This is a genomic window from Tsuneonella sp. CC-YZS046 (assembly GCF_035581365.1).
Classification (GTDB): domain Bacteria; phylum Pseudomonadota; class Alphaproteobacteria; order Sphingomonadales; family Sphingomonadaceae; genus JAWKXU01.
The window spans coordinates 890,080-914,013 of record NZ_CP141590.1 but is presented as its reverse complement, the minus strand read 5'-3'; the positions used below and the strand labels follow the sequence as shown (position 1 = coordinate 914,013).

At 63.2% G+C, this 23,934-nt stretch carries 26 protein-coding genes, 1 tRNA gene and 1 other RNA gene; 6 read left to right on the top strand and 22 right to left on the bottom strand.

Annotated elements, in window-relative coordinates; all coding sequences use genetic code 11:
- Positions 1 to 15 precede the first annotated feature (15 nt).
- The 7 genes from dxr to rpsB form a co-directional block, all read right to left on the bottom strand.
- Positions 16 to 1,182: a 1-deoxy-D-xylulose-5-phosphate reductoisomerase gene (gene dxr, locus U8326_RS04615; protein WP_416385511.1), complete on the bottom strand. Its 1,167-nt coding sequence runs from the start codon at positions 1,180 to 1,182 to the stop codon at positions 16 to 18.
- Positions 1,167 to 1,877: a phosphatidate cytidylyltransferase gene (locus U8326_RS04610; RefSeq protein WP_324742633.1), complete on the bottom strand. Its 711-nt coding sequence runs from the start codon at positions 1,875 to 1,877 to the stop codon at positions 1,167 to 1,169. Before U8326_RS04610 ends, dxr begins: the two co-directional genes overlap by 16 nt.
- A 4-nt stretch (positions 1,878 to 1,881) precedes the next feature.
- On the bottom strand, positions 1,882 to 2,580 hold the full coding sequence (gene uppS, locus U8326_RS04605; protein WP_324743524.1) for a polyprenyl diphosphate synthase: 699 nt from the start codon (positions 2,578 to 2,580) through the stop codon (positions 1,882 to 1,884).
- Between the two features lie 59 nt (positions 2,581 to 2,639).
- Positions 2,640 to 3,197 (bottom strand): ribosome recycling factor, encoded by a 558-nt coding sequence (frr, locus tag U8326_RS04600; protein WP_324742632.1) that lies wholly within the window; start codon positions 3,195 to 3,197, stop codon positions 2,640 to 2,642.
- A gap of 3 nt (positions 3,198 to 3,200) precedes the next feature.
- Entirely contained in the window at positions 3,201 to 3,923 is a 723-nt protein-coding gene (pyrH, locus tag U8326_RS04595; RefSeq protein WP_324742630.1) for a UMP kinase, read from the bottom strand.
- A gap of 146 nt (positions 3,924 to 4,069) precedes the next feature.
- Positions 4,070 to 4,999, bottom strand: a complete 930-nt coding sequence (tsf, locus tag U8326_RS04590; RefSeq protein ID WP_324742629.1) for a translation elongation factor Ts — start codon at positions 4,997 to 4,999, stop codon at positions 4,070 to 4,072.
- Between the two features lie 85 nt (positions 5,000 to 5,084).
- Positions 5,085 to 5,855 carry a 30S ribosomal protein S2 gene (gene rpsB / locus U8326_RS04585; RefSeq protein WP_324742628.1) on the bottom strand — a complete coding sequence of 257 codons (771 nt, stop codon included), beginning with the start codon at positions 5,853 to 5,855 and terminating at the stop codon, positions 5,085 to 5,087.
- A gap of 241 nt (positions 5,856 to 6,096) precedes the next feature.
- Between rpsB and U8326_RS04580 the strand changes: the two genes are divergently transcribed.
- Positions 6,097 to 6,453 carry a hypothetical protein gene (locus tag U8326_RS04580; protein ID WP_324742627.1) on the top strand — a complete coding sequence of 119 codons (357 nt, stop codon included), beginning with the start codon at positions 6,097 to 6,099 and terminating at the stop codon, positions 6,451 to 6,453.
- Here U8326_RS04580 and U8326_RS04575 read toward each other — a convergent pair whose 3' ends face one another.
- Positions 6,454 to 7,287: a phosphatidylcholine/phosphatidylserine synthase gene (locus U8326_RS04575; protein ID WP_324742626.1), complete on the bottom strand. Its 834-nt coding sequence runs from the start codon at positions 7,285 to 7,287 to the stop codon at positions 6,454 to 6,456.
- The gene (locus U8326_RS04570; RefSeq protein WP_324742625.1) at positions 7,284 to 8,033 is read right to left on the bottom strand and encodes a phosphatidylserine decarboxylase; all 750 of its coding nucleotides are present in this window, start codon (positions 8,031 to 8,033) and stop codon (positions 7,284 to 7,286) included. The genes U8326_RS04575 and U8326_RS04570 overlap by 4 nt, the downstream gene beginning before the upstream one ends.
- 120 nt (positions 8,034 to 8,153) lie before the next feature.
- Between U8326_RS04570 and U8326_RS04565 the strand changes: the two genes are divergently transcribed.
- Entirely contained in the window at positions 8,154 to 9,248 is a 1,095-nt protein-coding gene (locus tag U8326_RS04565; RefSeq protein ID WP_324742624.1) for a phosphatase PAP2 family protein, read from the top strand.
- Between the two features lie 7 nt (positions 9,249 to 9,255).
- Here the strand turns inward: U8326_RS04565 and cofC are convergent, their stop codons facing one another.
- From cofC to U8326_RS04535, 6 genes are all read right to left on the bottom strand, one after another.
- On the bottom strand, positions 9,256 to 9,861 hold the full coding sequence (gene cofC, locus U8326_RS04560) for a 2-phospho-L-lactate guanylyltransferase (RefSeq protein WP_324742623.1): 606 nt from the start codon (positions 9,859 to 9,861) through the stop codon (positions 9,256 to 9,258).
- A 4-nt stretch (positions 9,862 to 9,865) separates the two neighbouring features.
- Positions 9,866 to 10,798: a 2-phospho-L-lactate transferase gene (gene cofD / locus U8326_RS04555; RefSeq protein WP_324742622.1), complete on the bottom strand. Its 933-nt coding sequence runs from the start codon at positions 10,796 to 10,798 to the stop codon at positions 9,866 to 9,868.
- On the bottom strand, positions 10,795 to 11,574 hold the full coding sequence (cofE, locus tag U8326_RS04550; protein WP_324742621.1) for a coenzyme F420-0:L-glutamate ligase: 780 nt from the start codon (positions 11,572 to 11,574) through the stop codon (positions 10,795 to 10,797). Before cofE ends, cofD begins: the two co-directional genes overlap by 4 nt.
- Positions 11,571 to 12,251 carry an NADPH-dependent F420 reductase gene (gene npdG / locus U8326_RS04545; RefSeq protein WP_324742620.1) on the bottom strand — a complete coding sequence of 227 codons (681 nt, stop codon included), beginning with the start codon at positions 12,249 to 12,251 and terminating at the stop codon, positions 11,571 to 11,573. The genes cofE and npdG overlap by 4 nt, the downstream gene beginning before the upstream one ends.
- Positions 12,241 to 14,643, bottom strand: a complete 2,403-nt coding sequence (cofH, locus tag U8326_RS04540) for a 5-amino-6-(D-ribitylamino)uracil--L-tyrosine 4-hydroxyphenyl transferase CofH (RefSeq protein ID WP_416385526.1) — start codon at positions 14,641 to 14,643, stop codon at positions 12,241 to 12,243. The genes npdG and cofH overlap by 11 nt, the downstream gene beginning before the upstream one ends.
- 170 nt (positions 14,644 to 14,813) lie before the next feature.
- Positions 14,814 to 14,899 (bottom strand) — tRNA-Tyr (locus tag U8326_RS04535).
- Between the two features lie 147 nt (positions 14,900 to 15,046).
- On the opposite strand from U8326_RS04535, the gene rlmB reads away from it, so the two are divergent.
- From rlmB to U8326_RS04520, 3 genes are read left to right on the top strand one after another with little or no spacing between them, the layout of a single operon-like run.
- Entirely contained in the window at positions 15,047 to 15,841 is a 795-nt protein-coding gene (gene rlmB, locus U8326_RS04530) for a 23S rRNA (guanosine(2251)-2'-O)-methyltransferase RlmB (RefSeq protein WP_324742618.1), read from the top strand.
- 17 nt (positions 15,842 to 15,858) lie between these two features.
- Positions 15,859 to 16,611 carry a hypothetical protein gene (locus U8326_RS04525; protein ID WP_324742617.1) on the top strand — a complete coding sequence of 251 codons (753 nt, stop codon included), beginning with the start codon at positions 15,859 to 15,861 and terminating at the stop codon, positions 16,609 to 16,611.
- Positions 16,526 to 16,720 carry a hypothetical protein gene (locus U8326_RS04520; protein WP_324742616.1) on the top strand — a complete coding sequence of 65 codons (195 nt, stop codon included), beginning with the start codon at positions 16,526 to 16,528 and terminating at the stop codon, positions 16,718 to 16,720. Before U8326_RS04525 ends, U8326_RS04520 begins: the two co-directional genes overlap by 86 nt.
- Positions 16,721 to 16,924: 204 nt before the next feature.
- Here U8326_RS04520 and U8326_RS04515 read toward each other — a convergent pair whose 3' ends face one another.
- From U8326_RS04515 to U8326_RS04505, 3 genes are all read right to left on the bottom strand, one after another.
- Positions 16,925 to 17,197, bottom strand: coding sequence for an HU family DNA-binding protein (locus tag U8326_RS04515; RefSeq protein ID WP_324742615.1), 273 nt, complete (start codon positions 17,195 to 17,197; stop codon positions 16,925 to 16,927).
- Between the two features lie 237 nt (positions 17,198 to 17,434).
- On the bottom strand, positions 17,435 to 19,834 hold the full coding sequence (gene lon / locus U8326_RS04510) for an endopeptidase La (protein WP_324742613.1): 2,400 nt from the start codon (positions 19,832 to 19,834) through the stop codon (positions 17,435 to 17,437).
- Complete coding sequence (locus tag U8326_RS04505) at positions 19,831 to 20,055, bottom strand: hypothetical protein (RefSeq protein WP_324742612.1); 225 nt, start codon at positions 20,053 to 20,055, stop codon at positions 19,831 to 19,833. The genes lon and U8326_RS04505 overlap by 4 nt, the downstream gene beginning before the upstream one ends.
- Positions 20,056 to 20,214: 159 nt before the next feature.
- Here U8326_RS04505 and U8326_RS04500 point away from each other — a divergent pair, with 159 nt between their 5' ends.
- Positions 20,215 to 21,237, top strand: a complete 1,023-nt coding sequence (locus U8326_RS04500) for a TerC family protein (protein ID WP_324743522.1) — start codon at positions 20,215 to 20,217, stop codon at positions 21,235 to 21,237.
- Positions 21,238 to 21,284: 47 nt separating this feature from the next.
- Here the strand turns inward: U8326_RS04500 and U8326_RS04495 are convergent, their stop codons facing one another.
- From U8326_RS04495 to U8326_RS04480, 4 genes are all read right to left on the bottom strand, one after another.
- A complete protein-coding gene (locus U8326_RS04495) occupies positions 21,285 to 21,626 on the bottom strand; it encodes a YbaB/EbfC family nucleoid-associated protein (RefSeq protein WP_324742611.1) in 342 nt (113 codons plus the stop codon).
- A 13-nt stretch (positions 21,627 to 21,639) separates the two neighbouring features.
- Positions 21,640 to 23,454, bottom strand: a complete 1,815-nt coding sequence (locus U8326_RS04490; RefSeq protein ID WP_324742610.1) for a DNA polymerase III subunit gamma/tau — start codon at positions 23,452 to 23,454, stop codon at positions 21,640 to 21,642.
- A gap of 38 nt (positions 23,455 to 23,492) precedes the next feature.
- Positions 23,493 to 23,587, bottom strand: an RNA gene (gene ffs, locus U8326_RS04485) — signal recognition particle sRNA small type.
- A 63-nt stretch (positions 23,588 to 23,650) separates the two neighbouring features.
- Positions 23,651 to 23,929 carry an ETC complex I subunit gene (locus tag U8326_RS04480; RefSeq protein WP_324742609.1) on the bottom strand — a complete coding sequence of 93 codons (279 nt, stop codon included), beginning with the start codon at positions 23,927 to 23,929 and terminating at the stop codon, positions 23,651 to 23,653.
- Positions 23,930 to 23,934: the final 5 nt, after the last annotated feature.

The following is a 23,934-nucleotide window of genomic DNA, read 5'->3' as shown; positions in this document are numbered from 1 at the left end:
GGGGACTCGGTCAAGTCAGGCCAACTCCAGAATCTCTCTAGCCACGGCGCGGGCATCCCTGTCTATCACCAAGACGTCATCCAATGTAGCCGGTGCCGCGGGCAAATCCGCCGCCAGCACGCGTTCGACATTTGCGGCAATATGGGTGAATGCGATCTGACCGGCCAGGAATGCCGCCACCGCCACTTCATTCGCCGCGTTCAGGACCGCGGGAGCGGCTCCCCCGGCCCCTGCTGCCTCGCGCGCCAGGCGAGTAGCCGGAAAACGCAGTTCATCGGGCGCGTGGAAAGTCAGGCTGCCCAGCGCCGCGAGATCGAGCGGCTCGCAGGGAGTCTCCATGCGGCCCGGCCATGCAAGAATTGACGCGATCGGAACCCTCATGTCGGAGGGGCCGAGCTGGGCGAGCGTGGAACGGTCATGAAACTCGACCAGGGAATGCACCACGGATTGCGGATGGATCACGATCCGGAGCTTGTCCAGGCCGACGGGAAAGAGGTGGAAGGCCTCGATCAGTTCCAGCCCCTTGTTCATCATGGTGGCGGAATCGACGCTGATCTTCGCCCCCATATCCCAATTGGGGTGGCGAACCGCTTCTGCCGGGGTCGCCTGCTCCAGCCTTTCCCACGTCCATTCGCGAAAGGGGCCGCCGCTCGCCGTCAAGGTAATCGCACGCACCTGCGCCGGGTCGTTGCCGGCAAGGCATTGGAAAATGGCGTTATGCTCGGAATCGACCGGCAGCAGGGTCGCGCCATGGCGCGCCACCGCCGCGGTCATGACGTCACCGGCCGAGACAAGCGCTTCCTTGTTGGCCAGCGCCACCACCCTGCCCTGCTCGATCGCCGCCATGGTGGGCGCAAGACCTGCGCAGCCGACGATCGCGGCGACCGTCACTTCCGCTCCGCGCGATGCCGCCTCGCACAGCGCCTGGGCGCCGCCCGCAGCCTCGATCCCGCTGCCCGAGAGCAGTTCGCGCAATTCCGGAAGACACGTTTCGTCGGCCACCACCACGCATTCCGCCCCGAATTCGCGCGCCAGTCGCGCAAGCTCGCCCGCATTGCCGTTGGCGGTCAGGGCCACCACGCGCCATTCGTCGCGATTGCGGCGAATGAGATCGAGCGTAGAGCTGCCGATGGAACCCGTGGCGCCAAGGATGGAAATGGTGCGGGTCACAGTTTCAGCCACCCCCCGCCCAACGCAGCGCCCGCTATGATCGCGACCGGCAGCAGCCCATCCACCCGGTCGAACAAACCGCCATGACCGGGAATCAAGCGGGAACTGTCCTTCACCCCGGCCTTGCGCTTCAGCCAGCTTTCAAAGAAATCGCCCGCCTGAGCGGCAATGGCAAGTCCGGCCCCCAGGCTGGCCGCGACCAGCACGGCACGCGCAATATCGCCTCGTGCCCCTTCCGATGCGGCCAGCGCCTGGGCGGCAGATGCGGCCAGGGCCACCATCAGCCCGAGAAAGAGCGCCGATGCGGCCATTCCACCGAACAACCCCGCCCAGGTCTTGGAAGGGCTGATGGACGGCGCGATCTTGGGTCCGCCAATTGCCCGCCCGGTAAAATAGGCCCCGGTATCGGTGAAAATCACCACCCCCAGAACGAGAGCCAGGACAATCGGCGGCATGATGACGAGGGAGACGGCGGCAAGGCCGATATAGAGCGCGCCCGCCATCCACCAAGCGACCGTCCTTGCATGGTCCTGGCCGAGCTTGCGCACCAGCATAGCGAACTCGAAATAGGTAATCATTGCCATCAGTATGATGAAGCCGTCCAGCACGCCATCGCCTTGCCAGAAGGCAAATGCGACCAGGGCCAGCATGACCGCCGCCGAAAGGGTTCGCACGCCAAGATCCCGATTGCGCGCAACAGCGCGCATGGGTTCAACGCCCGCCAAAGCGCCGCTCCCGTCCCGCGAATTCGGCCAATGCCTCTTCCAGATGGGCCAGCGTGAAGTCCGGCCAGAGCACATCGGTGAAGTAAAGCTCGGCATAGGCGGCCTGCCATAGCAGGAAATTGGACAGGCGAACCTCGCCCGATGTCCGGATAAGCAGATCGAGCGGAGGCAGATCGGCCGTGTCGAGCGCCGCCTCGATAGCTTCGGCCGTAATCTCGCCGCCAGCGGCAGCGGCCTTGGCCGCGCGAACGATTTCCTGCTGCGATCCGTAATTCAGCGCCACCGCAAGAGTCCCATTCCTCCCACCGGCGGTGCGCGCCAGCGCATCTTCGATCATTTCGACAAGATCGGCAGGAAAGATACTGTAATCGCCAATGATTCTGAGACGAATACCATTGGCGATGAATTCGGGAAGATCGCTGCGGATGAAGTGGCGCATCAACCCCATCAGATCCTGGATCTCCTCTTCGGAGCGCCTCCAGTTCTCCGAGGAGAAGGCATACAGGGTGAGAACTTCCACGCCGGTGGAGCGCAGACCGCGCACAAGGTTGCGCACAGCCTCGACGCCACGCGTGTGGCCTACGGCCCTTGGCAGGAAACGCTTCTTCGCCCAGCGGCCATTGCCATCCATGATGATGGCGACATGACGCGCGCCATGTGCCGCCGGCCCGCCCTTCTCCGCCACAGCCGAGTGGCCGGCGCCACTAGTCCTCTCGCGCGAGCGAAGCGGGGACGATTCGTCATTCACTGACCGAGGATTTCCTTTTCCTTCTGGGCCGCGGCCTCATCCGCCAGCTTCACATATTCATCCGTCAGCTTCTGGACCTCGTCTTCCTTGCGTTTGCGGTCGTCCTCGCTGATTTCCTTCTTCTTCTCGTCTTCCTTGAGAGCTTCCATTCCATCGCGGCGGACATTGCGGATCGCGACCTTCGCCTTCTCGGAATATTGCCCCGCAAGTTTTGCGAGTTCCTTGCGCCGCTCTTCGGTGAGATCGGGGATCGGCAGGCGGATCGTCTGGCCATCGATGATCGGATTGAGGCCCAGCCCGGCATGGGCGATGCCCTTCTCGACCGGGATGACATTGGATCTGTCCCACACCTGGACCGACAGCATGCGCGGTTCCGGCGCCGATACGGTCGCGACCTGGTTGAGCGGCATCATCGCGCCATAAACCTCGACCTGCACAGGATCGAGCAGCGCGACATTGGCCCGGCCCGTGCGCAGGCCGGTGAGATCACCTTTCAGTGAATCCACTGCACCCTGCATCCGCCGTTCGATATCGGCCTTGTCATACTTTGCCATGGTTCACACTTCCTCTTGCACTATCGTCTGGACACCTTCGCCAGCCAGCACCCGCGCAAGATTGCCTTTCTCGCGAATGGAGAAGACCACGATGGGAATGTGGTTCTCCCGGCACAATGCGACAGCCGCGGCATCCATAACTTTCAGATTATCTGACAAAACTTTGTCATAAGATATTGTATCGAAACGATTTGCCTGGGGGTTTTTCTTCGGATCGCTGTCGTAGACGCCATCCACGCTGGTGCCCTTGAGCAAGGCGTGGCACCCCATTTCGGCCGCGCGCAGAGCAGCGCCGGTATCGGTGGTGAAAAAGGGGTTGCCCGTTCCCGCGGCGAAAATGACGATGCGGCCTTTCTGCAAATGCCGTTCGGCACGGCGCCGGATATAAGGTTCACATACCGAAGCCATGGGGATCGCCGACTGGACACGCGTTTCCACGCCCAGCCGTTCCAGCGCGTTCTGCATCGCCAGCGCGTTCATCACGGTGGCCAGCATTCCCATGTAATCGCCGGTCGTGCGATCCAGCCCCTTGGCCGCGCCGGCCACCCCCCGGAAGATATTGCCGCCGCCGATCACCAGGCAGATTTCCAGCCCGGTATCCTTTGTCGCCTTGATCTCCGCCGCAAGCTCGGTAACGAATTCGGGATCGAGCCCGAACTGCTGACGCCCCATCAGCACTTCGCCGGAAAGTTTGAGCAGGATTCGCTTGAATTGCGGCAAAGGCATCGGAGGAAAACTCACGCGACAAGACGGGCCGGCGGCTCTTATAGAGCGCCCGGCGCGCCTGCCAAGGGGCACGGACGGGCTCTCACCGGATACAAAAGACCCCGCGCCGCCGAAGCCGCGCGGGGCCTATACTTTGGAGCGCTCTATCAGGCGCCGGCAGCGGCGGCGGCCACCTCGGCGGCGAAGTCGCTTTCTTCCTTCTCGATGCCTTCACCGAGCTGGAAGCGAACATAATCCTTGAGCACGATGGCGGCGCCGGCTTCCTTGCCGGCCTTCTCCACCACCTGCGCAACCGGGGTCTTGTTGTCCATCACGAAGATCTGGCTGAGCAGCGCGTTTTCCTTGGCGAACTTGTTCACCGCGCCTTCCACCATCTTCGCCTGGACCTCGGCAGGCTTACCGCTTTCGGCCGCCTTTTCGGCCGCGATGGCGCGCTCGCGCTCTAGCATGGCCGGATCGAGGCCATCCGCATCCAGCGACAGCGGGAAGGCCGCGGCGATATGCATGGCGATCTGCTTGCCCAGCGCCTCGAGCACATCGGCCGGAGCTTCGCTTTCCAGCGCGACGAGCACGCCGATTTTGCCCAGATTAGCGCCGAGCGCGTTATGCATGTAGGGCACGACAAGGCCCTTATCGACCGAAACGCTCTTCATCCGGCGCAGCTGCTGGTTCTCGCCGATCGTCGCGACATTATTGGTCAGCTTCTCCGCAATCGTGCCGCCATCGGGATAGGCGGCATTCTTGAGGTCCTCGATGTCATCCGAAGAAATCTCCAGACCCTTCTCGGTAACCTTGCGGACAAAATCCTGGAACTGGTCGTTCTTGGCGACGAAGTCGGTTTCGGAATTGACTTCCACGGCAACGCCGCGGGTGCCCCGAACGGCAACGCCGACCAAGCCTTCCGCCGCCGTGCGGCTGGATTTCTTCTGGGCGGCGGCAAGGCCCTTGGCGCGCAGCGCGTCGACCGCAGCCTCGAGATCGCCGTTGGTTTCCTCCAGCGCCTTCTTGCAGTCCATCATGCCGGCGCCAGTGCGCTCGCGCAGGTTCTTCACGTCAGCGGCGGAATATGCAGCCATCGGTTTGATCCTTTTAAAATCTTGTGTGCGCCGAACCCGGCAAGGTTCGGCGCGATAGGTACGGAATGTTGCGGCGCTGTTGCGCTCAGACCGTTTCGGTGGATTCTTCTACCACGACCTCCTCGATCGGCTGATCGAGTTCGCCGATGTCGGCGCCGGAATCGACAACCGCACCCTGGCCGCCCTTCGAAGCAGCCTGAGCGATCGCATCGCAATAAAGCCGCACGGCGCGGCTGGCGTCGTCATTGCCCGGAACCGGGAATGCGATGCCCGACGGATCGACATTGGTGTCGAGGATGGCGACGACCGGGATGCCAAGTACGTTGGCTTCCTTGATCGCCAGCTCTTCCTTGTTGGCGTCGATCACGAACATCACGTCCGGAATGCCGCCCATGTCGCGGATGCCGCCCAGCGAAAGCTCGAGCTTGTCGCGCTCACGGGTAAGCTGCAGGACTTCCTTCTTGGTCAGGCCCGCGGTGTCACCCGAAAGCTTTTCCTCCAGGGTCTTGAGCCGCTTGATCGACTGGCTGATGGTCTTCCAGTTGGTGAGCATGCCGCCCAGCCAGCGGTGGTTGACGAAGTGCTGCCCGCAGGCGCGCGCGGCTTGGGCGATCGGTTCCTGCGCCTGGCGCTTGGTGCCGACGAACAGGACCTTGCCGCCAGCGCGGACGGTTGCGGACACGAAATCCAGCGCGCGGGCGAACAGCGGCACGGTCTGCGACAGGTCGATGATATGGACGCCGTTGCGCGAGCCGAAGATATACGGCTTCATCCGCGGGTTCCAGCGGTGGGTCTGGTGGCCGAAATGCGCACCGGCCTCGATCAATTGCTGCATGGTGACGGTAGGAGCCGCCATAGGTATTTCCTTTCCGGTTATGCCTCTGGAAGACTGGAACCGTGCGGACACCCGCTGCGGCACCGGGATATGGGCCTTCCATGTGGATTTGCCTGGGATTGAAGGCCGGAAAATCCGCCTCTTCGCTCACAGACCGCGCGCCCTTAGCGGCAAACCGGGACAAAATCCAGCGTCAACTCATCGCAGGTAATGCCGAACCGGACGCAGAATGCGCTTGACATAAGGAACAAAAAGGGAACATATGTATCCAGCATTGGAACAAGGCATTTCCCTGAGTTGTTTTCCACAAGTCTCCCACAGGATGCAAACAGGGATAGGCACAGGAAAAGGCATAATCATGATTACAGCTATCCTCGGTGCGTTGTTTGTATCGTCCGCCCTCGTTGCGGGCGCCGTTCTTGCCGATGCTTTTCGCAAGGCAAGGCACCTGCATGGCGAATTGCGCCGCGCACTTGCGGCTCCCCATGATTATCGCGATGTGCGGATTCGCCATGTCGATCTGAAGGTTCATGCCGCCGTCGCGCAATTGCCCGTCGCCCGGCTCGGCACCCGTCAAAACAGGCAAAGGAATTTCCCCGAGCTTGCTCTCGCGGCGTAATCAGGAAAGGTCGGTCAGGCTGGTTTCGACAGGGCCGGCCTGCAAGGGGCGGCGCGAGGATGATCTGGCCCGCTTTGCCCGGGCATAGCTGAACAGGCCATAGGGCATGAGGAGCAGATAGCTGGCGCAAAGTGCCGCCAGTGTCCACCAGGGTTCGGTCAGCAGGGCCGCGAAGACAAGGCCCGCCAGGGCGAGCATTTCCAGCCGGATATTGCGGCGCGGACGAAGCGACGTCCAACTCAACGTGGCGAGGTTCGAAATCATCAGGAATGCGATGAGGGCGACCCAGGCGCTGACCAAAACGGGTTCGCGAAAGATCGTCCAGCCGCTTGCCAGCCACAGATACAGCGGAAGGAAGGCCAGCCCTGCCCCCACCGGTGCGGGCACTCCCGTCAGGAATCCGGCGGACTTGTGGGGCTGGTCGTCGGTGTCGATCTGGGCATTGAAGCGGGCCAGCCGCAAGGCGCAGCAGATGGCGAGCGCCAGGGCGGCGAACCAGCCGAAGCGCGGAAGATCCTGCAGGGACCACAGGAACAGGATCAGCGCGGGCGCCATGCCGAAGGACAGGGAATTGGCCAGGCTGTCCAGTTCCGCGCCAAAGCGCGATTGCGCCTTCAGCAACCGTGCGATGCGCCCGTCGATCCCGTCCAGCAGCCCGGCCAGGATCACCATCAGTATGGCTTTTTCCCAATTGCCGACGATCGCGAACCGGATGCCGGTAAGCCCGGAACACAGGGCGGCCACGGTAATCGCATTGGGGACCAGCGCCCTTAAGGTAAGGCCCGGCTTGAGTCGGCGAGATCCTCGCCGGCGCAAGCCATCCCCATCGCTCATTGGCTGACGCCTTCCATCGTGTATTGCTCACCGATCCGGGCCAGCACCGTTTCGCCTGCGATGATCTTCTGGCCCAGAACCACCTGGGAATCGGTGCCCTTGGGCAGATATACGTCCACCCGGCTGCCGAAGCGGATCAGGCCGACCCGCTGGCCGGCCGCGAGAATATCGCCCGGCTTGATGAAGGGAACGATCCGGCGGGCAACCAGCCCGGCGATCTGGGTAAAGCCGATCGCAACGCCGTCAGGCCGCTCGATCAATATGTGCTGGCGCTCATTCTCTTCGCTCGCCTTGTCGAGATCGGCATTCAGGAACTTGCCCGGAATATAGACCACGCGGCGCACCGTTCCGCCAATCGGCGTGCGATTGATATGCACGTCGAACACGCTCATGAAAATCGAAATGCGGGTGACAGGGCCGCGAGCAAGGCCGCGCGAGCCGCTGCCGTCATCCACCTGAAGCTCCGCCGGAGGCTCCACCTGCTGGATAAGCGCCACCAGCCCATCCGCGGGCGACAGCACCAGCTTGTCATCCTGCGGCACCACCCGTTCCGGATCGCGGAAGAACGCAAGGACGCCGAGGGTCAGGAACGCCATCGGCCAGGCCACGGTTTCCCACGCGAGAAACGCCGCCACCAGGCAGATTGCAGCCGCAATCAACCCGAACTTGCGGCCTTCCGCGTGAATTGCGGGCCAGCGCCAAGCTGCTTCGCCCCGCCCCCGGTTGTCCATTATCTCTCCGGCCATCGGCGACATGTAGGGCGGGCATTCGCGCGGAACAAGCCAAATGCGGTGGCCCCGAATCCCTTAAGCCTTTGCTTAACTCTTTCCCTTATCATTTTCAGCGAGTTGGGGCTTGGAGTGGGCATGGGCCGGCGTGAAATCTTGCAGCATTTCCGCAATGACGGATATCGCGCCGAGCTTGTCGGCCAAATCCCGGTCTTCGTCATTTCGGGGCTGCTTTTCAGCATCTCGGCTGGCATCCTCATGCAGGTCGGGCTTCCCTTCCCGCTTTCGGTGATCCTGCATAACGCGGACCTTTATCCGAAAGGGCTGGGGCTGATACTGATCGCGGACGCCGTGGCCGCGCTGGCGAAACACCGCCCGGCATCGCCACTCGCCTTTCTGGGCAAGCGCTATGCCGAGCCATCCTTCCTCGCCAGATTGCTCGCCCGCCTGCCGCTGTTTCTGGTGCTCGCCCTGCTCCTGCCGCTTTTCGCGATGCTCAAGCCGTTGATCCCGCTTTTCCAGCCTTACACCTGGGACGCCACGCTGATCGCGTGGGACCGGGCCATCTTCGGCACCGATCCATGGATATTGCTGCAACCCGTGCTGGGTTATCCGCTGATCAGCTCGATCCTTGCCGGATTCTACCATGGGTGGTTCCTGCTGGTTTATCCCGGCTCGCTGTTCATTCTGCTCGCGCCACAGGCGGATTCGATCCGCCGGCGCTACTTCCTGGCGCTGGTGCTCACCTGGCTAATCACCGGCTTCGTATTGGCCATTGCCTTTTCCAGCATAGGCCCCTGCTTCCTCGAACCGATCCTGGGCGATCGAACCTTCGCCAGCCAGATGGCCTATCTGCACCGGGCCGACGGCCAGTTTCCGATCATGGTGCTCGATGTGCAGCAGATGCTGCTGGACGCCTATCTGGCGCAAGGACCCGGCCATGGAGCGGGGATCAGCGCCATGCCTTCGATGCATGTGGCCATGGCGTTTCTCTTCTATCTTGCCATCCGCCATGTTTCGCACCGCGTCGCGCCATATTGCCTCGCTTTTGTCCTGCTGATCTGGATCGCCTCGATCCATCTCGCCTATCATTACGCGCTGGACGGCGCCTTCGCGATCATCGCGACATGGCTGATCTGGAAGCTCTCGCAGGCCGTCTTCGTCTGGTGGGACCGGGCAAGCGCCGCCCTTGCCCCAAGCATCGCCAGCAGGCCAGGCACGATTACGGCCTGAAGCCTTTTCAGGGCGTAACGATATCCGCCCATTGCAGGCGGGCCAGGTCCTCTGCGGTATCCACATCCAGCGCCAGCCCCGGCCGTTCGACCAGAACATGCGCCAACCCGGCTTCGCGCGCGGCCGATATATGGGCGGCGAGACTGCCGGGGCCATAGCGGAAGGGAATCGCATGGGGCCGCGCCATCAGCAGCGCATTGGTGCCCCGCCCGGCGTGATCCAGGGCAATGACGACATCCGCCGTTCTCGATGCCTCGACCATCGCGGCAAGATCGCCATGCCCCAAGCCCGGCAGATCGGTCGCCAGGGCAAGAAGCGGGCCGGAGCCCTGCGATGCGGCGACCGCCGCGCCTTGCTCCAGCGCTTCATTCAGGCCGGAACCCTGTTCCAGCACAGCTTCCATCCCCCTTGCCCGGCTTTGCTCGAGCAAGGCCCGCGAGCGGCTGACGATAATGATCCGATCCGCTGGCAGGAACGACAGGCCAATCTCGCATACATGATCGAAAAGCCGCTGGTTGAGGATGCTCCGCTTGTCCGCTGGAAGCACGGAAGCCAGCCGACTCTTGCCATCCTCCACCGGGCGCACCGCGATCAGGACCCGAAGATCCGCCATTGTCTCAACCTCGCGCAAGAGTGCGGGCGAAGGCCAGCACCTCACGCGCCAGCCGGGCCTGATCCTCATCATCCCGCATCAGCGTATCCGTCGCCAGGATGGCAGGACAGCCATCCGCCGCATTTTCGGCATCCGCGTGATCGATGACAAGCCCATCCAGCAGGCTCCCATAGTGCCGAATGATCGTTTCCGCCGTTGCGGCCATGCCCAGTTCCGCCATGATCTTGGCTGCCGGCCCCTTCACCGCTTTTCCGCCAATGAATGGCGAAACCGCCACCACCGGCACGCGCCGTTGCTCCAGCCTGTGCCGCAGTCCCGGCAAGGCCAGGATAGGGTCGATGCTCAGCACCGGATTCGAGGGACAGATCACAATCGCTTCCAGCGCCGGATCATCGAGAGCCGCCAGAAATCCCGCGCTCGGCCGCGCCTTGTCTACCCCCTCGAAGCGGATGGATTGAAAGCACGGCGCGCATTGCCGCCGCACGAAATAATGCTGGAAGGGCAATTCCCCTTCATCCGTCAGCACCATGCTGCGCACCGGATCGTCGCTCATCGGAATGATCGGATGAGTGATTCCGAGCCGCTGCGTCAGTCTCGCCGTCACCTCCGAAAGGGTCTGCTCACGTAAAAGGGCGGTCCGCAGGACATGCATCGCCATGTCCCGATCGCCGAGGCGGAACCAGTCTTCCCCGCCCAATTCGCCCAGCATGTCGAGGAATGCCCAGCTCTCGCCCGCAATGCCCCAGCCAAGCTCCCGGTTGTTCCGGCCCGCAAGCGTGTAGGTGACGGTATCGAGATCCGGGCAGATACGCAGGCCCAGATGATCGAAATCGTCCGCCGTATTGACGACTATCCGCAGTTTCCCCGGCTGCAGAATGGCCGCCAGCCCGTTGGCGAGCCGGGCGCCGCCCACGCCCCCTGCCAGCGCGAGGATCATGGGAACAGGTCCAGCGCGCGGGGCCGCACCAGATCCGTGGCCTTCCCTTCTGCTACGGCAAGGCCGCCGCCCCGCAAGAGCACCAGCGGACGGCCTTCGTCCGCCTGCCCCATCAGCAGGGACGCTGCGGCGGCGATCTCGTCACCCAGCCCGATCTCGGTGGTTTCAAGCGGACGGCCGAACAGATCGGGATTGCCGCGCAGATCGGCCACCGCTGGAATGCCGCTGACGCCGATGGCGGTCCCGACCGTGCCATTGCGCCAGGCACGGCCCAGGCTGTCGATGATGAGCACCGCGACATCCGCCCCGCTCCGCGCGAAAAGTTCGGCCCGGATCGCGCGGCAGCTCGCATCGGGATCGACCGGCAGGAGAAGAACGCGATCATCGCCATCCCCATCCGCCGAAGCGACGTTGGAGCGGTCGATGCCGGCATTGGCCAGCACCAGCCCGAGCCGGTGCCGGACGATGATGACCCCTGGCCGCACCCGCATCACCTCGTCCGCTTCGGACAGGATCAGTTCGACCAGGCGGGGGTCCTTCGCGCACTGGCCGGCCAGCTCGATCGCGCGCGGCGAAGGCGTGACGAAAGACAGCGCAACGGCGCGGCCTTCCGCCTTCGACACGATCTTCTGCGCCAGCACCACGACATCGCCGCTTTCCAGCGCAATGTCCGCCCTGGCCAGGCAATCGAGGATGAGTCCCGGCAGGTCGTCGCCCTCTCCGACCATCGGAAAGTCACGAGGCGCCACCAGGGTGACAGAGGTTGTAGAGGTCATTCCTGCCCGGTCGGGATACCCGTGATGCGAATGCCGGTGCCCGGCACCTTGTAGCGCCGGTTGAGGCCGATCAGGATGGAGGTCAGGCCTTCGGCGACCACCGAGTTGCAGAGCGGCCCGGCATTCCAGGCGCACAAGCCGATTGCGCGGGTCAGGCCTACCACCTGCTCAGCCGCTTCGCTGTCGTCGGCGCACACCAGCACGTCGCATTCGATCTCTTCATCCAGATGCGTGAGGTGATGGGCCGAAATATTCTGGAACGCGGATACCACGCGCACGCCATCGCCCAGCAGCTTCTGGATCGCTTCCACGGCGGAACCGCCTTCCGGCAATTGCACCCGGCTGACCTTGGGCGGAACCAGCGGCACGGTGACATCGACCAGGATCTTGCCCGCCAGCTTTTCCTTCACCTCCTCCACCGTCGAGCGCTGCGCGGCATAGGGAACCGCCAGCACGACAATGTCCGCCTCGCTCGCCGCCGCGACATTATCCAGGCCGCGCAGGGCTTCGCGGCCGAGAGTGGCGTTCATGCCGTTCGCCGCCTCCTGCGCGCGTTCGGCGGAACGGCTGCCGACGATCACCGGATAGCCGCGATGCGCCCAGCGCAGGGCAAGGCCACCGCCTTCATTGCCGGTTCCCCCCAATACGGCGATGGTAACAGACTTGTCATTTCCCATAAGAAAGGCTTTCCAACTCTTTTTTCTTGCTCGATTTCTTGCGCGGAGGCGTTTGCACGACCGGCTCTAGCGGCGCGGCTTCCATCCCCCTTTGCACGATGGCCTCGTCCACCACGCCGTAAAGTGTCGTCCGCTGCCGTGGCTCCCTGCCCAGCGACCGGATGATCTCCTGCATCGCGGCGGGCGGCATTTCCTGCCCATGGCTGGTGCCCGCCGCGCGCGAAATGCTCTCATTCATGAGCGTGCCGCCCATGTCGTTGGCCCCGGCATTCAGGCAGGCCGAAACCCCGGCCGCACCCAGCTTGACCCAGCTTGTCTGGATCGAATTGATATGGGGATGCAGCGCCAGCCGGGCCACGGCATGCATCAGCACCGCTTCCCGGAAGGTCGGCCCCCGGCGCGACTTGCCCCGAAGCGCGATGGGCGCTTCCATATGCACGAAGGGGAGCGGAACGAACTCCGTGAAACCGCCCGTTCGCGCCTGCAGGCAGCGAATATGCAGCAGATGACGCGCCCATTGCCGGTAATTGTCGACATGGCCGAACATGATCGTCGCGGTGGTGCGGAAACCCACGCGATGCGCGGCTTCCACCACTTCCAGCCATTCGCCGGTATCCAGCTTGTCGGCGCAGAGTATGGCCCGCGCCTCGTCATCCAGGATTTCCGCCGCCGTGCCGGGCAGCGTATCCAGCCCGGCGGAACGCAGCTTGCGCAGATAATCTTCCAGCCCAAGCCCCAGCGTTGCCGCGCCCTGGGCCACTTCGAGCGGGGAAAAGGCATGGATATGCATCTCGGGAACAGCCGCGCGAACCGCGCGCACCAGCCCGAGATAGGTTTCCCCGGTATAATGCGGGTGAATGCCGCCCTGCATGCAGACTTCGGTCGCGCCCCGGTCCCACGCCTCGCGCGTGCGCCGCACCACCTCTTCCAGATCGAGATCGTAGGGCCGGCCGCGCAGCGCCTCGTCCATGCTGCCCTTCGAAAAGGCGCAGAAGCCGCACTTGTAGGCGCAGATATTGGTGTAGTTGATGTTGCGGTTGACCACATAGGTCACGGTGTCGCCCATCACACGCTGGCGCAGCGTGTCCGCCGCTTCGCAGATATGATGGAAGTCGGCATCGCGCGCGGCGAACAACAGCGCGATCTCTTCTTCCGAAAGATCGGCGCCGTCGCCGGCCTTGGCGGTGATCTCGCGAATTCGCGAATCCACGCCCAGGGATGATCGCCGGGGCAGGCTGGGCTGGCGCGTTGTGCCGGGCGACCACAGATCTTCCCTGCCAAAGCCGGAACCATCCGCGGCCGCGGAGAGCAGAGGCTCGATGGAAGAATCCACCCAGCGCGAGGCCTCGGCCAGATAGGAGGGGTAGACCGGCAAGCGCGCGACGAGAATGCGCCCTTCCGCTTCCGTAGCCGCCCGCAGCCGTTCCACTTCCGGCCAGGGGGCTTCCGGATTGACGTGATCCGGAGTGACCGGCGAAATCCCGCCCCAGTCGTTGATCCCGGCCGAAAGCAGCCTCGGAAAATCGGCGGCGGACAGGTTGGGCGGAGCCTGGATGTTCATCTCCGTCCCCAGGATCAGCCTGGCAGCGGCAATGGTCCAGAGCAGTTCCTCCATGTCCGGCTCTGGCGCATCGGCCATGACGGTGCGCTGCTTGGCCCGGAAGTTCTGGATGATGACTTCCTGGATATGGCCGTAGCGCGAATGCAGGCCGCGGATGGCGACGAGCGCCTCGATCCGCTCGAGCCGGGTTTCCCCGATGCCGATCAGGATGCCGGTGGTGAAAGGAATGGCAAGCTCGCCCGCCAGCCGGATCGTTTCCAGGCGCGCGGCCGGCTCCTTGTCGGGCGAGCGGTAATGCGCCCCGCCCTTCTGGCAAAGGCGATCCGATACGGATTCCAGCATCAGCCCCTGCGAGGCGGAAACAGGGCGCAACATCGCCATTTCCTCGCGATCCATCACCCCCGCATTGACATGCGGAATCATGCCCGTCTCGTCCCTGACGGCAGCGCACATTTCCGCAAGATAGGATAGCGTCGTCTCATGCCCCAACCGGGCCAGTTCCTCCCGCGCGGCGGTAAAGCGCAATTCCGGCTTGTCGCCAAGAGTGAACAGGGCCTCGGTGCATCCCGCCGCCTTGCCGGCGCGGGCGATGTCGAGCACCTGCTCGCGCGTGAGATAGGCGGCCTCCCCTTTCCTGGGCGGCTGCGAAAAGGTGCAGTAATGGCAGAGATTGCGGCAAAGCTGGGTAAGAGGAATGAACACCTTGGGGGACCAGCTCTGGACCCAGCCATGCCCCCGATCGCGCAAGGCAGCGGCCGAATCCAGCAATTCCTCGAAGGAAAGCCGGTCTAGCGCCGCAAGAATCTCCCGCGCATCATTCTCCTCGCTAATGATCGTACTATCCTCTTCCAGTCAGTCCGGAATCATCCACTCTCAGGAATGGCAGGGTGATTGCAGGCAAACAGCCGGATAGCAACCATTCCGCAAGTCCGGAGCGGTTCCTACGCCTATCCTGTCCAATAGGTCAAACAAACGTATCTGGCTTTATCGGGTAAGGCTGGTGGTGGACAGGGCTGGATTCGAACCAGCGTACGCTCACGCGGGCAGATTTACAGTCTGCTGCCTTTAACCACTCGGCCACCTGTCCACACCATTGCCGGTTGCGGGTCGCCCCGCGAATTGCTTCCCAGAAAGAAGCTCCGTCCGGCCGAGTGCGGGCGTCCATGACGAACCGATGCTTGCCTGTCAATGGGGGGGCTGGCAGGAGACGGAACATTCGCAACAGGGAGCATTCATGAGCAAGGGGCGCAAGGAACGTGCATTACGCGGACGCGCCGGGCGGATGCAGGGCGGGCGCGGCAGTGGACGCGCCAGCAAGGGCATGGTCCGGCTATGGGGGCATCACGCCGTGGAAGCGGCGCTGAAGAACCCCGACCGCGTCCATCGCAAGCTATGGGCGACCCGGGAGGCTATCGAACGGCTCGATGGCGAATTGCCGGAAGATTTTCCGGTGGAATACGCCGACACGCCTGACCTCGCCCGGCTCGTCACCAAGGATTCGCCCCATCAGGGGCTGGTGCTGGAATGCGAACCGCTCGACGGGCTTTTCCTCGAAGATGTGCTGGCAGGCGATCCCGCGCGTCCGGTGATTGTCCTGGATCAGGTCACCGATCCGCACAATGTCGGCGCGATCCTGCGTTCGGCGGCGGCTTTCAATGCCTGCGCGCTCGTCACCCAGGATCGGCACTCGCCGCCCGAATCCGGCGTCGTGGCCAAATCGGCGTCCGGGGCGCTCGAGGTCGTGCCCTGGGTCCGGGTGGTGAATCTGGCCCGGGCGCTCGAAGATATCGCGGAGGCCGGATACTGGCGCATCGGCCTTGCCGGCGAAGCCGAAACCACGCTGGCGCAGGCGCTGCCTTCCGGCGCCGTGGCATTGGTCCTGGGCGCAGAAGGCGAAGGAATGCGCCAGAACATCGCAACCCATTGCGACGCGCTGGCCCGCCTGCCGATCAGCGAATCGATGGAAAGCCTCAATGTCTCCAACGCCGCGGCGATCGCTCTCTATGCGGCGGCAACCCGTCACGGATGAGTTCCGAAGGAGTTTTTATGCAAGAGAACAAGACCGGACCGCGTATCGCCACGATCCTCTTCGCCGTGCTGGCCACCGCGTTGCTGGGCGCATGTTTCCTTGCGCCGGGCCGCTTCGTTTCGGGCCTGGATATTCGGAAGGATGGCCAGTTCACCTTCTCTTATACGGGCGAGATCCACATGCTGGCGCTCAGCAAGCTGGCCGAGGACGCCGCCGAGGAGGAGTTCGAGCAGGACCCCTGCATCGACGAGGAAAGCGGGGAAGAACGCGACTGCACCCGAGCCGAAATCGCCGAACAGAAGAAGCTGTGGGAAGAAGGCCGGCAGGAACGCGCCGAGCAACGCAAGCGCGATGCCGAACAGATGCGCGCCTTGCTGGGCGGCATCGATCCGTCCGACCCGAAGGCCGCCGACCAGCTGGTGGAGCGCTTGCGGCGGCAGGAAGGCTGGAAGCGCGTCGACTACAAGGGCAACGGGCTGTTCGATGTCGACTTTTCAGTGACCGGCAAGCTGACCCATGACTTCGCGTTTCCCACCATCGAGCGCTTCCCGATGGCCAACCCGTTCGTGCAGCTGTCGCTGCGCAAGGATGGTGCGGTCAGGCTCGATGCGCCGGCTTTCGCCGCCAATCCGGCCGATCCGATGCGGATGATGATGCTGGGCAATGCCTCTGGCCTCGGCGGGGATGAGTTCGAAACCGAATCTGCCGGAAACCTCGGGCACGTTCACCCTGACGACCGATGGGGCGATCCTGGCCAACAATACCGATGAGGGTCCGCAGCCCGCCACCACCGGCAAGCAGCTGCGCTGGACGATCGGCGGCTCACCGATGGGCAACACGCCCGCCGCCCCCATGGCGCTTATCCAGCTCCAGCGCTGAAACGCGGGAGCGGCGCCCAAAAACAAACACCGCGCCGGCCGGAAGGCTGACGCGGTGTTTTTCGATAATCGACCGGAACCGGAATGACCGGCATTGCTGCCAGCTTGAGTGGCCACTCCGTGTCAGTCGTCTCCATACATCTGCCTGCCGTTCAGGCCGACAGATCGGACGGGGCGGATTTGGCCCCGATCATTTGGAAAAGCCTTAGTTGACCGCGTCCTTCAGGCCCTTGCCGGCCTTGAACTTGGGCTGGTTCGATGCCTTGATGGTCATCGGCTCGCCCGTACGCGGGTTACGGCCAGTCGACGCCTTACGCTTGGCCACAGAAAAAGTGCCAAACCCAACAAGACGGACTTCATCTCCCTTAGCCAGCGCCTTGCCGATGGAGTCGAACACGCTCTCGACAGCCTTGGTCGCATCGCTGCGGGTAAGGCCGCTCGAATCGGCGACGGCGCTGATCAGATCATTTTTGTTCATGGTTGAGTGAACCCCCTCTAGGTTGAAAAAACCGTGGTCGCGGATTGCCTTTCCGACGGCGCGCGAATTGAAACGGTTTTGCCCTGCGTGTCAAAGGCAAAACGCGCGCAAAAGTGCGGTTTTCCCATATTTGAACACGGTTTTCGACGAGTCGAGTGCTGAAACCCCCGACTCGCCAGACCGGCAGGCGGCCATGCGCTTGTCACCGGCCGCCGATTCGCTGCACCGCAATACGAATCAATGGGCTGTGGGCGGCACAGCCCCTAATCCCGACGCGGCATTGGGCTGGCTCGCCAGATCATCCGCTTCGGTCCATTCGATCGGTTCCGGAACGGCGGTGAGCGCATGGGCCAGCACCTCATCGACATGAGATACCGGAATGATCTCCAGCCCTTGCTTCACGTTTTCCGGAATCTCGGCGAGATCCTTGCGGTTCTCTTCGGGAATCAGAACGATCTTGATGCCGCCGCGCAGGGCGGCGAGCAGCTTTTCCTTCAACCCGCCGATCGGCAGGACCCGGCCGCGCAAGGTCACTTCCCCGGTCATCGCCACGTCCGGGCGCACAGGCACCCCGCTGAGCGTGGAAACGATCGAAGTGACCATTCCTATGCCCGCGCTCGGGCCATCCTTCGGCACCGCGCCTTCCGGCAGGTGGATGTGGATGTTCTTGCGCTGGATCAGCGAGGGATTGATGCCGTAATGCGGGGCGCGGGCCTTTACGAAGCTGAAAGCGGCCTGGACCGATTCATTCATCACCTCGCCAAGCTTGCCGGTCGTCCTGATCTCGCCCTTGCCAGGCACGGTGACGCTTTCGATGGTCAGCAATTCGCCGCCCACTTCCGTCCAGGCCAGACCCGTTACGGCGCCCACCTGCGCCTCTTCGTCGGACACGCCGTGGCGGAACTTGCGCACCCCGGCATAATCGCCGAGATTCTCCGGCGTGATGGTGACGGACTTCACCTTGTTCTCGAGGATCGCGCGCAGGACCTTGCGGGCCAGGCGTGCGATTTCGCGTTCCAGCGTGCGAACGCCCGCCTCGCGCGTGTAATAGCGGATCAGGTCGCGCAGGCCGGGTTCGGTCAGCTCGAACTCGCCTTCCTTGAGGCCATGCGCATCGATCTGCTTGCGGATCAGGTGGCGTTGCGCGATCTCGACCTTCTCGTCTTCCGTATAGCCCTCCAGCCGGATGATCTCCATGCGGTCCAGCAGGGGCTGCGGCAGGTTGAGGCTGTTCGCCGTGCAGACGAACATCACGTCGGAAAGGTCTATATCCAGTTCCAGATAATGGTCCTGGAATTTCGCATTCTGTTCCGGATCGAGCACCTCCAGCAGGGCCGAAGCCGGATCGCCCCGGAAATCCTGGCCGAGCTTGTCGATTTCATCGAGCAGGAACAACGGGTTGGACGCGCCCGCCTTCTTGAGGTTGGTCACGATCTTGCCCGGCAGCGAGCCGATATAGGTGCGCCGGTGCCCGCGGATTTCGGCCTCGTCCCGCACGCCGCCCAGCGACTGCCGCACAAATTCGCGGCCGGTGGCCTTGGCGATCGACATGCCGAGGCTGGTCTTGCCCACGCCCGGCGGGCCGACGAGGCACAGGATCGGCCCCTTGAGCTTGTTGGTGCGCGCCTGAACCGCCAGATATTCGACGATCCGGTCCTTGACCTTGTCCAGCGCATAGTGATCGGCATCGAGCACTTCCTGCGCTTTCGAGATGTCCTTCTTGAGCTTGGACTTCTTGCCCCAGGGCAGGCCCAGCAGAACATCGAGATAATTGCGCACCACCGTGGCTTCCGCGCTCATCGGCTGCATCGACTTGAGCTTCTTCAGCTCGGCCTGGGCTTTGGCCCTGGCTTCCTTGGAGAGCTTGAGAGTCTCGATCTTCTCCTGCAATTCGGAGATTTCATCGCCATCTTCGCCATCGCCGCCGCCCAGTTCGGACTGGATCGCCTTCAACTGCTCGTTGAGGTAATACTCGCGCTGGGTCTTCTCCATCTGGCGCTTGACGCGCCCGCGAATCTTGCGTTCCACCTGCAGGACGGAAAGCTCACCCTCCATGAAGGAATAGACCATTTCGAGCCGCTTCATCGCATCCGGCTCGGTCAGCAGCGACTGCTTCTCGGAAACCTTGATATTGAGATGGGCGGCAATCGTATCGGCAAGGCGCGCCGCATCCTCGATCTGCGTGAGCTGCGAGGCCAGATCCTCGGGCAGCTTCTTGTTCAACTTGGAATATTCCCCGAACTGGTCGAGCACGCTGCGCATCATCGCCGACACTTCGGGGCCGGTCGACACCTCGGGATCGAGCACTTCGATCTGCGCGACCACGAAGTCACGCTCCGACCGCATATCGCGAATTTGCGCGCGGTGGTGGCCTTCGACCAGAACCCGCACCGTGCCGTCGGGCAGCTTCAGAAGCTGAAGCACCTGGGCGACCACGCCGATGTCATAGAGATCGTCGCGCCCCGGATCGTTGCAGGACGGATCGAGCTGGGCGAGCAGGAAAATATCCTTGTCGCCCATCATCACTTCTTCCAGCGCGGCCACAGATTTCTCGCGCCCGACGAAAAGCGGCACGACCATGCCGGGGAAAACCACGATATCGCGCAGGGGAAGCAAGGGAAGCAGGTTCATCGTCATCCAATTTCCAAATTGGCGCATCGCATCATGCGCTCCGGGCAAAGCGCCCACTGTTTTTCAGGATATGGGATGGCTGGTTGCGCTCTGCAATGGCGTAAACCGGCTGGGTTGTGGATGGGGCCGGCGACGAGCCAATCGCCACAACCGCCGAATCCCGCCTCCCACCCGGAAATCAATGTTTCCGCTGCGGCTTCCGCTTGATTTTTGAGCCGCGCGTTCATATTTCCTGAGCGCGGACCGGGCCCCTCTGGCGAGGGCTGATTAAGCCCTCGTGATGTCGGACCGCATCGGACGATCCGATGCTTCGACGGCCCCATGCCTACGGTCATCATGATGCTGCGGATTCTCCGATCGACCAAGCGGATCGTGAGGAATTTATGTTGGAAGCGCTATCGATGGACTGGCTGGGCACGCCGGCATGGTTCTGGCTCGCGTTCCTGGGCATCGTCATCGCCCTGACCGCCTTCGATCTCGGCGTCCTTCACAAAGACGACCGGGAAATGGGAATCGGCGAAAGCCTCAAGCTGTCGGCATTCTATATCGGTATCGCGCTTCTTTTCGGGGCCTGGATCTGGGCCGAACGCGGCGCCGATCTCGGCATGAAATATTATACCGGCTTCTTCATCGAGAAGGCCCTCTCGATCGACAACGTCTTTGTCATAAGTTTGATTTTCTCTTATTTTTCAATACCTCTGCGCTATCAATACAGAGCGCTTCTATGGGGCATCATCGCCGTTATCGTGCTGCGCGGGCTGATGATCGCGGGCGGGATCGCCCTGATCCATCACGCCTATTGGATCATCTATCTTTTCGCCGCGTTCCTGATCTTCACCGGAGTGAAGATGTTCTTCGGCAGCGAGGAATCCGCGAACATATCCCACAATCCCGTGCTCCGCTTCATCTCCCGCCACATGCCGGTGACTCATGAACTGCACGGCAACCGCTTCCTGGTGAAAGCCCACCATCCCCGGACCGGCAAGCCGACTCTCACGGCCACCCCGCTGCTGCTGGCGCTGGCGGTCATCAATGTCGCGGACCTCGTTTTCGCGATAGACAGCGTGCCGGCCATCCTGGCGATCACGACCGACACCTTCATCGTCTACACATCCAACATCATGGCGATTCTGGGCCTGCGCGCACTCTATTTCGCGCTGGCGGCGATGGTGCATCGCTTCCATTACCTGAAATATGCGCTGGCCGCGGTGCTGGTCTTCATCGGCACGAAAATCTTCATAGCCGATTTCTGGCTCGGCGGCGGGAAATTCCCGCCAGCCCTGAGCCTTGGCGTGACCTTCGGCCTGATCGCGGCCGGCGTGCTCTATTCGCTATGGAAGACGCGCGACGGGGCAAAGCCGCCGCATCGCGTGGACGGGGGGCCGAAAGACAGCAGCCGTTCCGGCTGACAGGCTCTCCTCCCCCCGTCCGGGTTCATGCGGGTTTCGCGCCGGTTTCAGCCCATGCCGGGCAGGTTGAAACCCGGCGGCAAGCCCATGCCCTGCTGAATCCGCTGCATTTCGGCATTGGCGGCCTGATCGGCCTTGGTGCGCGCATCGTTGAAGGCGGCGGTGACCAGATCCTCGAGTATGTGCTTCTCGCTCGGCTGCATCAGGCTGTCGTCGATCGAAACTGTCAGGATTCGTCCCTTGGCGGTGCAGCGGATCTTCACCAGCCCGCCGCCGGAAAGGCCCTCCACTTCGATCGAATCGAGCTTTGCCTGCGCTTCGCCCATCTGCTTCTGGATGGTCTCGGCTGCCTGCTGGGCCGCCTTGATCATCTCTTCCATCGATTTCATGACAATATTTCCTTCAAGCTCTCTTGCTCCAATTCCGGTCGCGCGCCGCGGACACTTCGTTTTCGTCCACGATCTCCGCCTGCGGAAATGCCGCGAAGGCAGCGGCGACAAGCGGATCGCGCAACAGTGCATCCGCCGCCTGCGCCTTGCGGGCTTCCTCCCGCTCCAGCAGCGAAGGCGCGCCCTCGCCTGCGCCCTGCTCGACCTGCCAACGCTCGCCGGTGGCCTTGAGCAGCGCATCCCGCAATTCGGGCGCGGGATCGAGCGCGATGCCCGGAACCAATGAGTAGATCAGCCGGCCCGGCATCAGGTCGATCACCCGAATCCAGTCCCGCATGATCTGGGCCACCCGGAGATGGCCCGCCGCATCCACCCGGGCCACCAATGCTTCCCAATCGGGCGCCGCCGCTGCGGATGGCCCGGGGGTTGTCCCCCCGCCTTCCCCCCGCGCCACCGGCGCAACGCCACTGGCGAGCATATCGTCCAGCTTTTTCGCCAGAGCGCCCGGGTCCGGCATGTCCGCCGCATGCATCACCCGCAACAGCGCCATCTGCGCCGCGATCAGCGGGTCCGGCGCGCCGCGCACCTCGTCATAGCCCTTGAGCAGCAATTGCCAGAGACGATGCAGCTTTCCGGCGCCGAGGCCCTGCGCCCATTGCTCGATCAGCGCGCGTTCTTCCGCCGTCGGGGCATCCGCGCCGCTGCCGCCGACCTGGGCCACGGTGATCCGATTGACCAGTTCCATCAGCGTCCTGAGCAGCGCCAGCGGCTCCACCCCGAGCGCATATTGCGCATCGATCCGCTCCAGCAGCGAGGGGGCATCACCAGCCAGCAAGGCCGCGAAAAGATCCCGCTGCGCGCCCTTGTCGGCAAGGCCCAGCATATCGCGCACGCGTTCCGCCACCACCTTGCCGCCCTCGGCGCCGTCCGTCTCGAAATCCGCATGGGCGATCGCCTGATCGAGGATCGACAGGCCATCGCGCACCGAGCCTTCCGCCGCCCCGGCGATCATCGCCAGCGCCTCGTCCTCAGCCTCCACGCCTTCCTTCGCGCAGATGGCCGCGAAATGCTCCTGCAGCATCGGGGTGGGAATCCGGCGCAGGTCGAAACGCTGGCAGCGCGAGAGGACCGTGACCGGCAACTTGTCCACCTCGGTTGTGGCGAAGATGAATTTCACATGAGGAGGTGGTTCCTCAAGAGTCTTCAACAATGCATTGAAAGCATTGCGGGAAAGCATGTGAACTTCGTCAATGATATAGATCTTGTAGCGGGCCGAAACCGCAGCATAGCGCACCGCCTCGATGATCTCCCGCACATCGTCCACGCCGGTGTGGCTCGCGGCGTCCATCTCGATCACATCGATATGGCGGCCTTCGGCAATGGCGACGCAAGGCTCGCACCGGCCGCAGGGATCGATGGTCGGCCCGCCCTGCCCGTCCGGGCCGATGCAGTTCAACGCCTTGGCGATCAGCCGGGCGGTCGAGGTCTTGCCCACCCCGCGCACGCCCGTCATCAGGAAGGCGTGGGCGAGCCTATCGCGCTCGATCGCATTGCCCAGCGTGCGCACCATCGCATCCTGGCCGATCAGCTCCGAAAAGGTCTGAGGGCGGTACTTGCGGGCCAGCACCCGATAAGGCTGCGCGCTGGAAGAAGCAGCGGCAGGGGAAGGCACCGCCGAGGGAGGCGCCGTCTCGACGCGAGGCGAAGGTTCCGCGCCGCCGAACAGCGCCGATTGACCCGCCGCTTCGAGTTCAGCCGCGCTCGGCTTGGCTTCCTCAGCCTCATCGGCCGGCGCGCTATCGCCGAACATGTCTCCGGAATCACCCATGGGCGTCAAACTAGGGACTGCCGCTCACAATGTCAGGGGAAAAAGGAGCCGGGCGACCCGCCGCAATCCGGTATGGCTGCTTCCTTCCGGACCTGACCAGGTTAACGGACGCAAACGCCCGCCCGACTCCCGGTCGCGCATATGGCGAGGGAACCAGGGCGATGCAACCCTTTCCCGTTTGCGGAAGGAGCGGGGTTTACCGGAAATTGTCGGCGTAGGCCTGGATCTTCAGCCTCTTGGCCGGGGTGGGATGCACGCGCGCGGGGATGCCGTATTTGGCGGCATAGGCCTGCGCAGCATCCTTGCTGGGAAACTTCAGCTGGACCTGTTGCCGGGTATCGCCGGAGCCGGCCCAGCCCATCAGCGGATCGGGCTTCTTCGCCTCCGCCGGATCGAATTCCAGAATCCATTGGTCGACAAGCGCCTTGCCGGACTGCATGGCGTTCTTCGGGCGTTGATAGATGCGTGCGCTCATGGCCC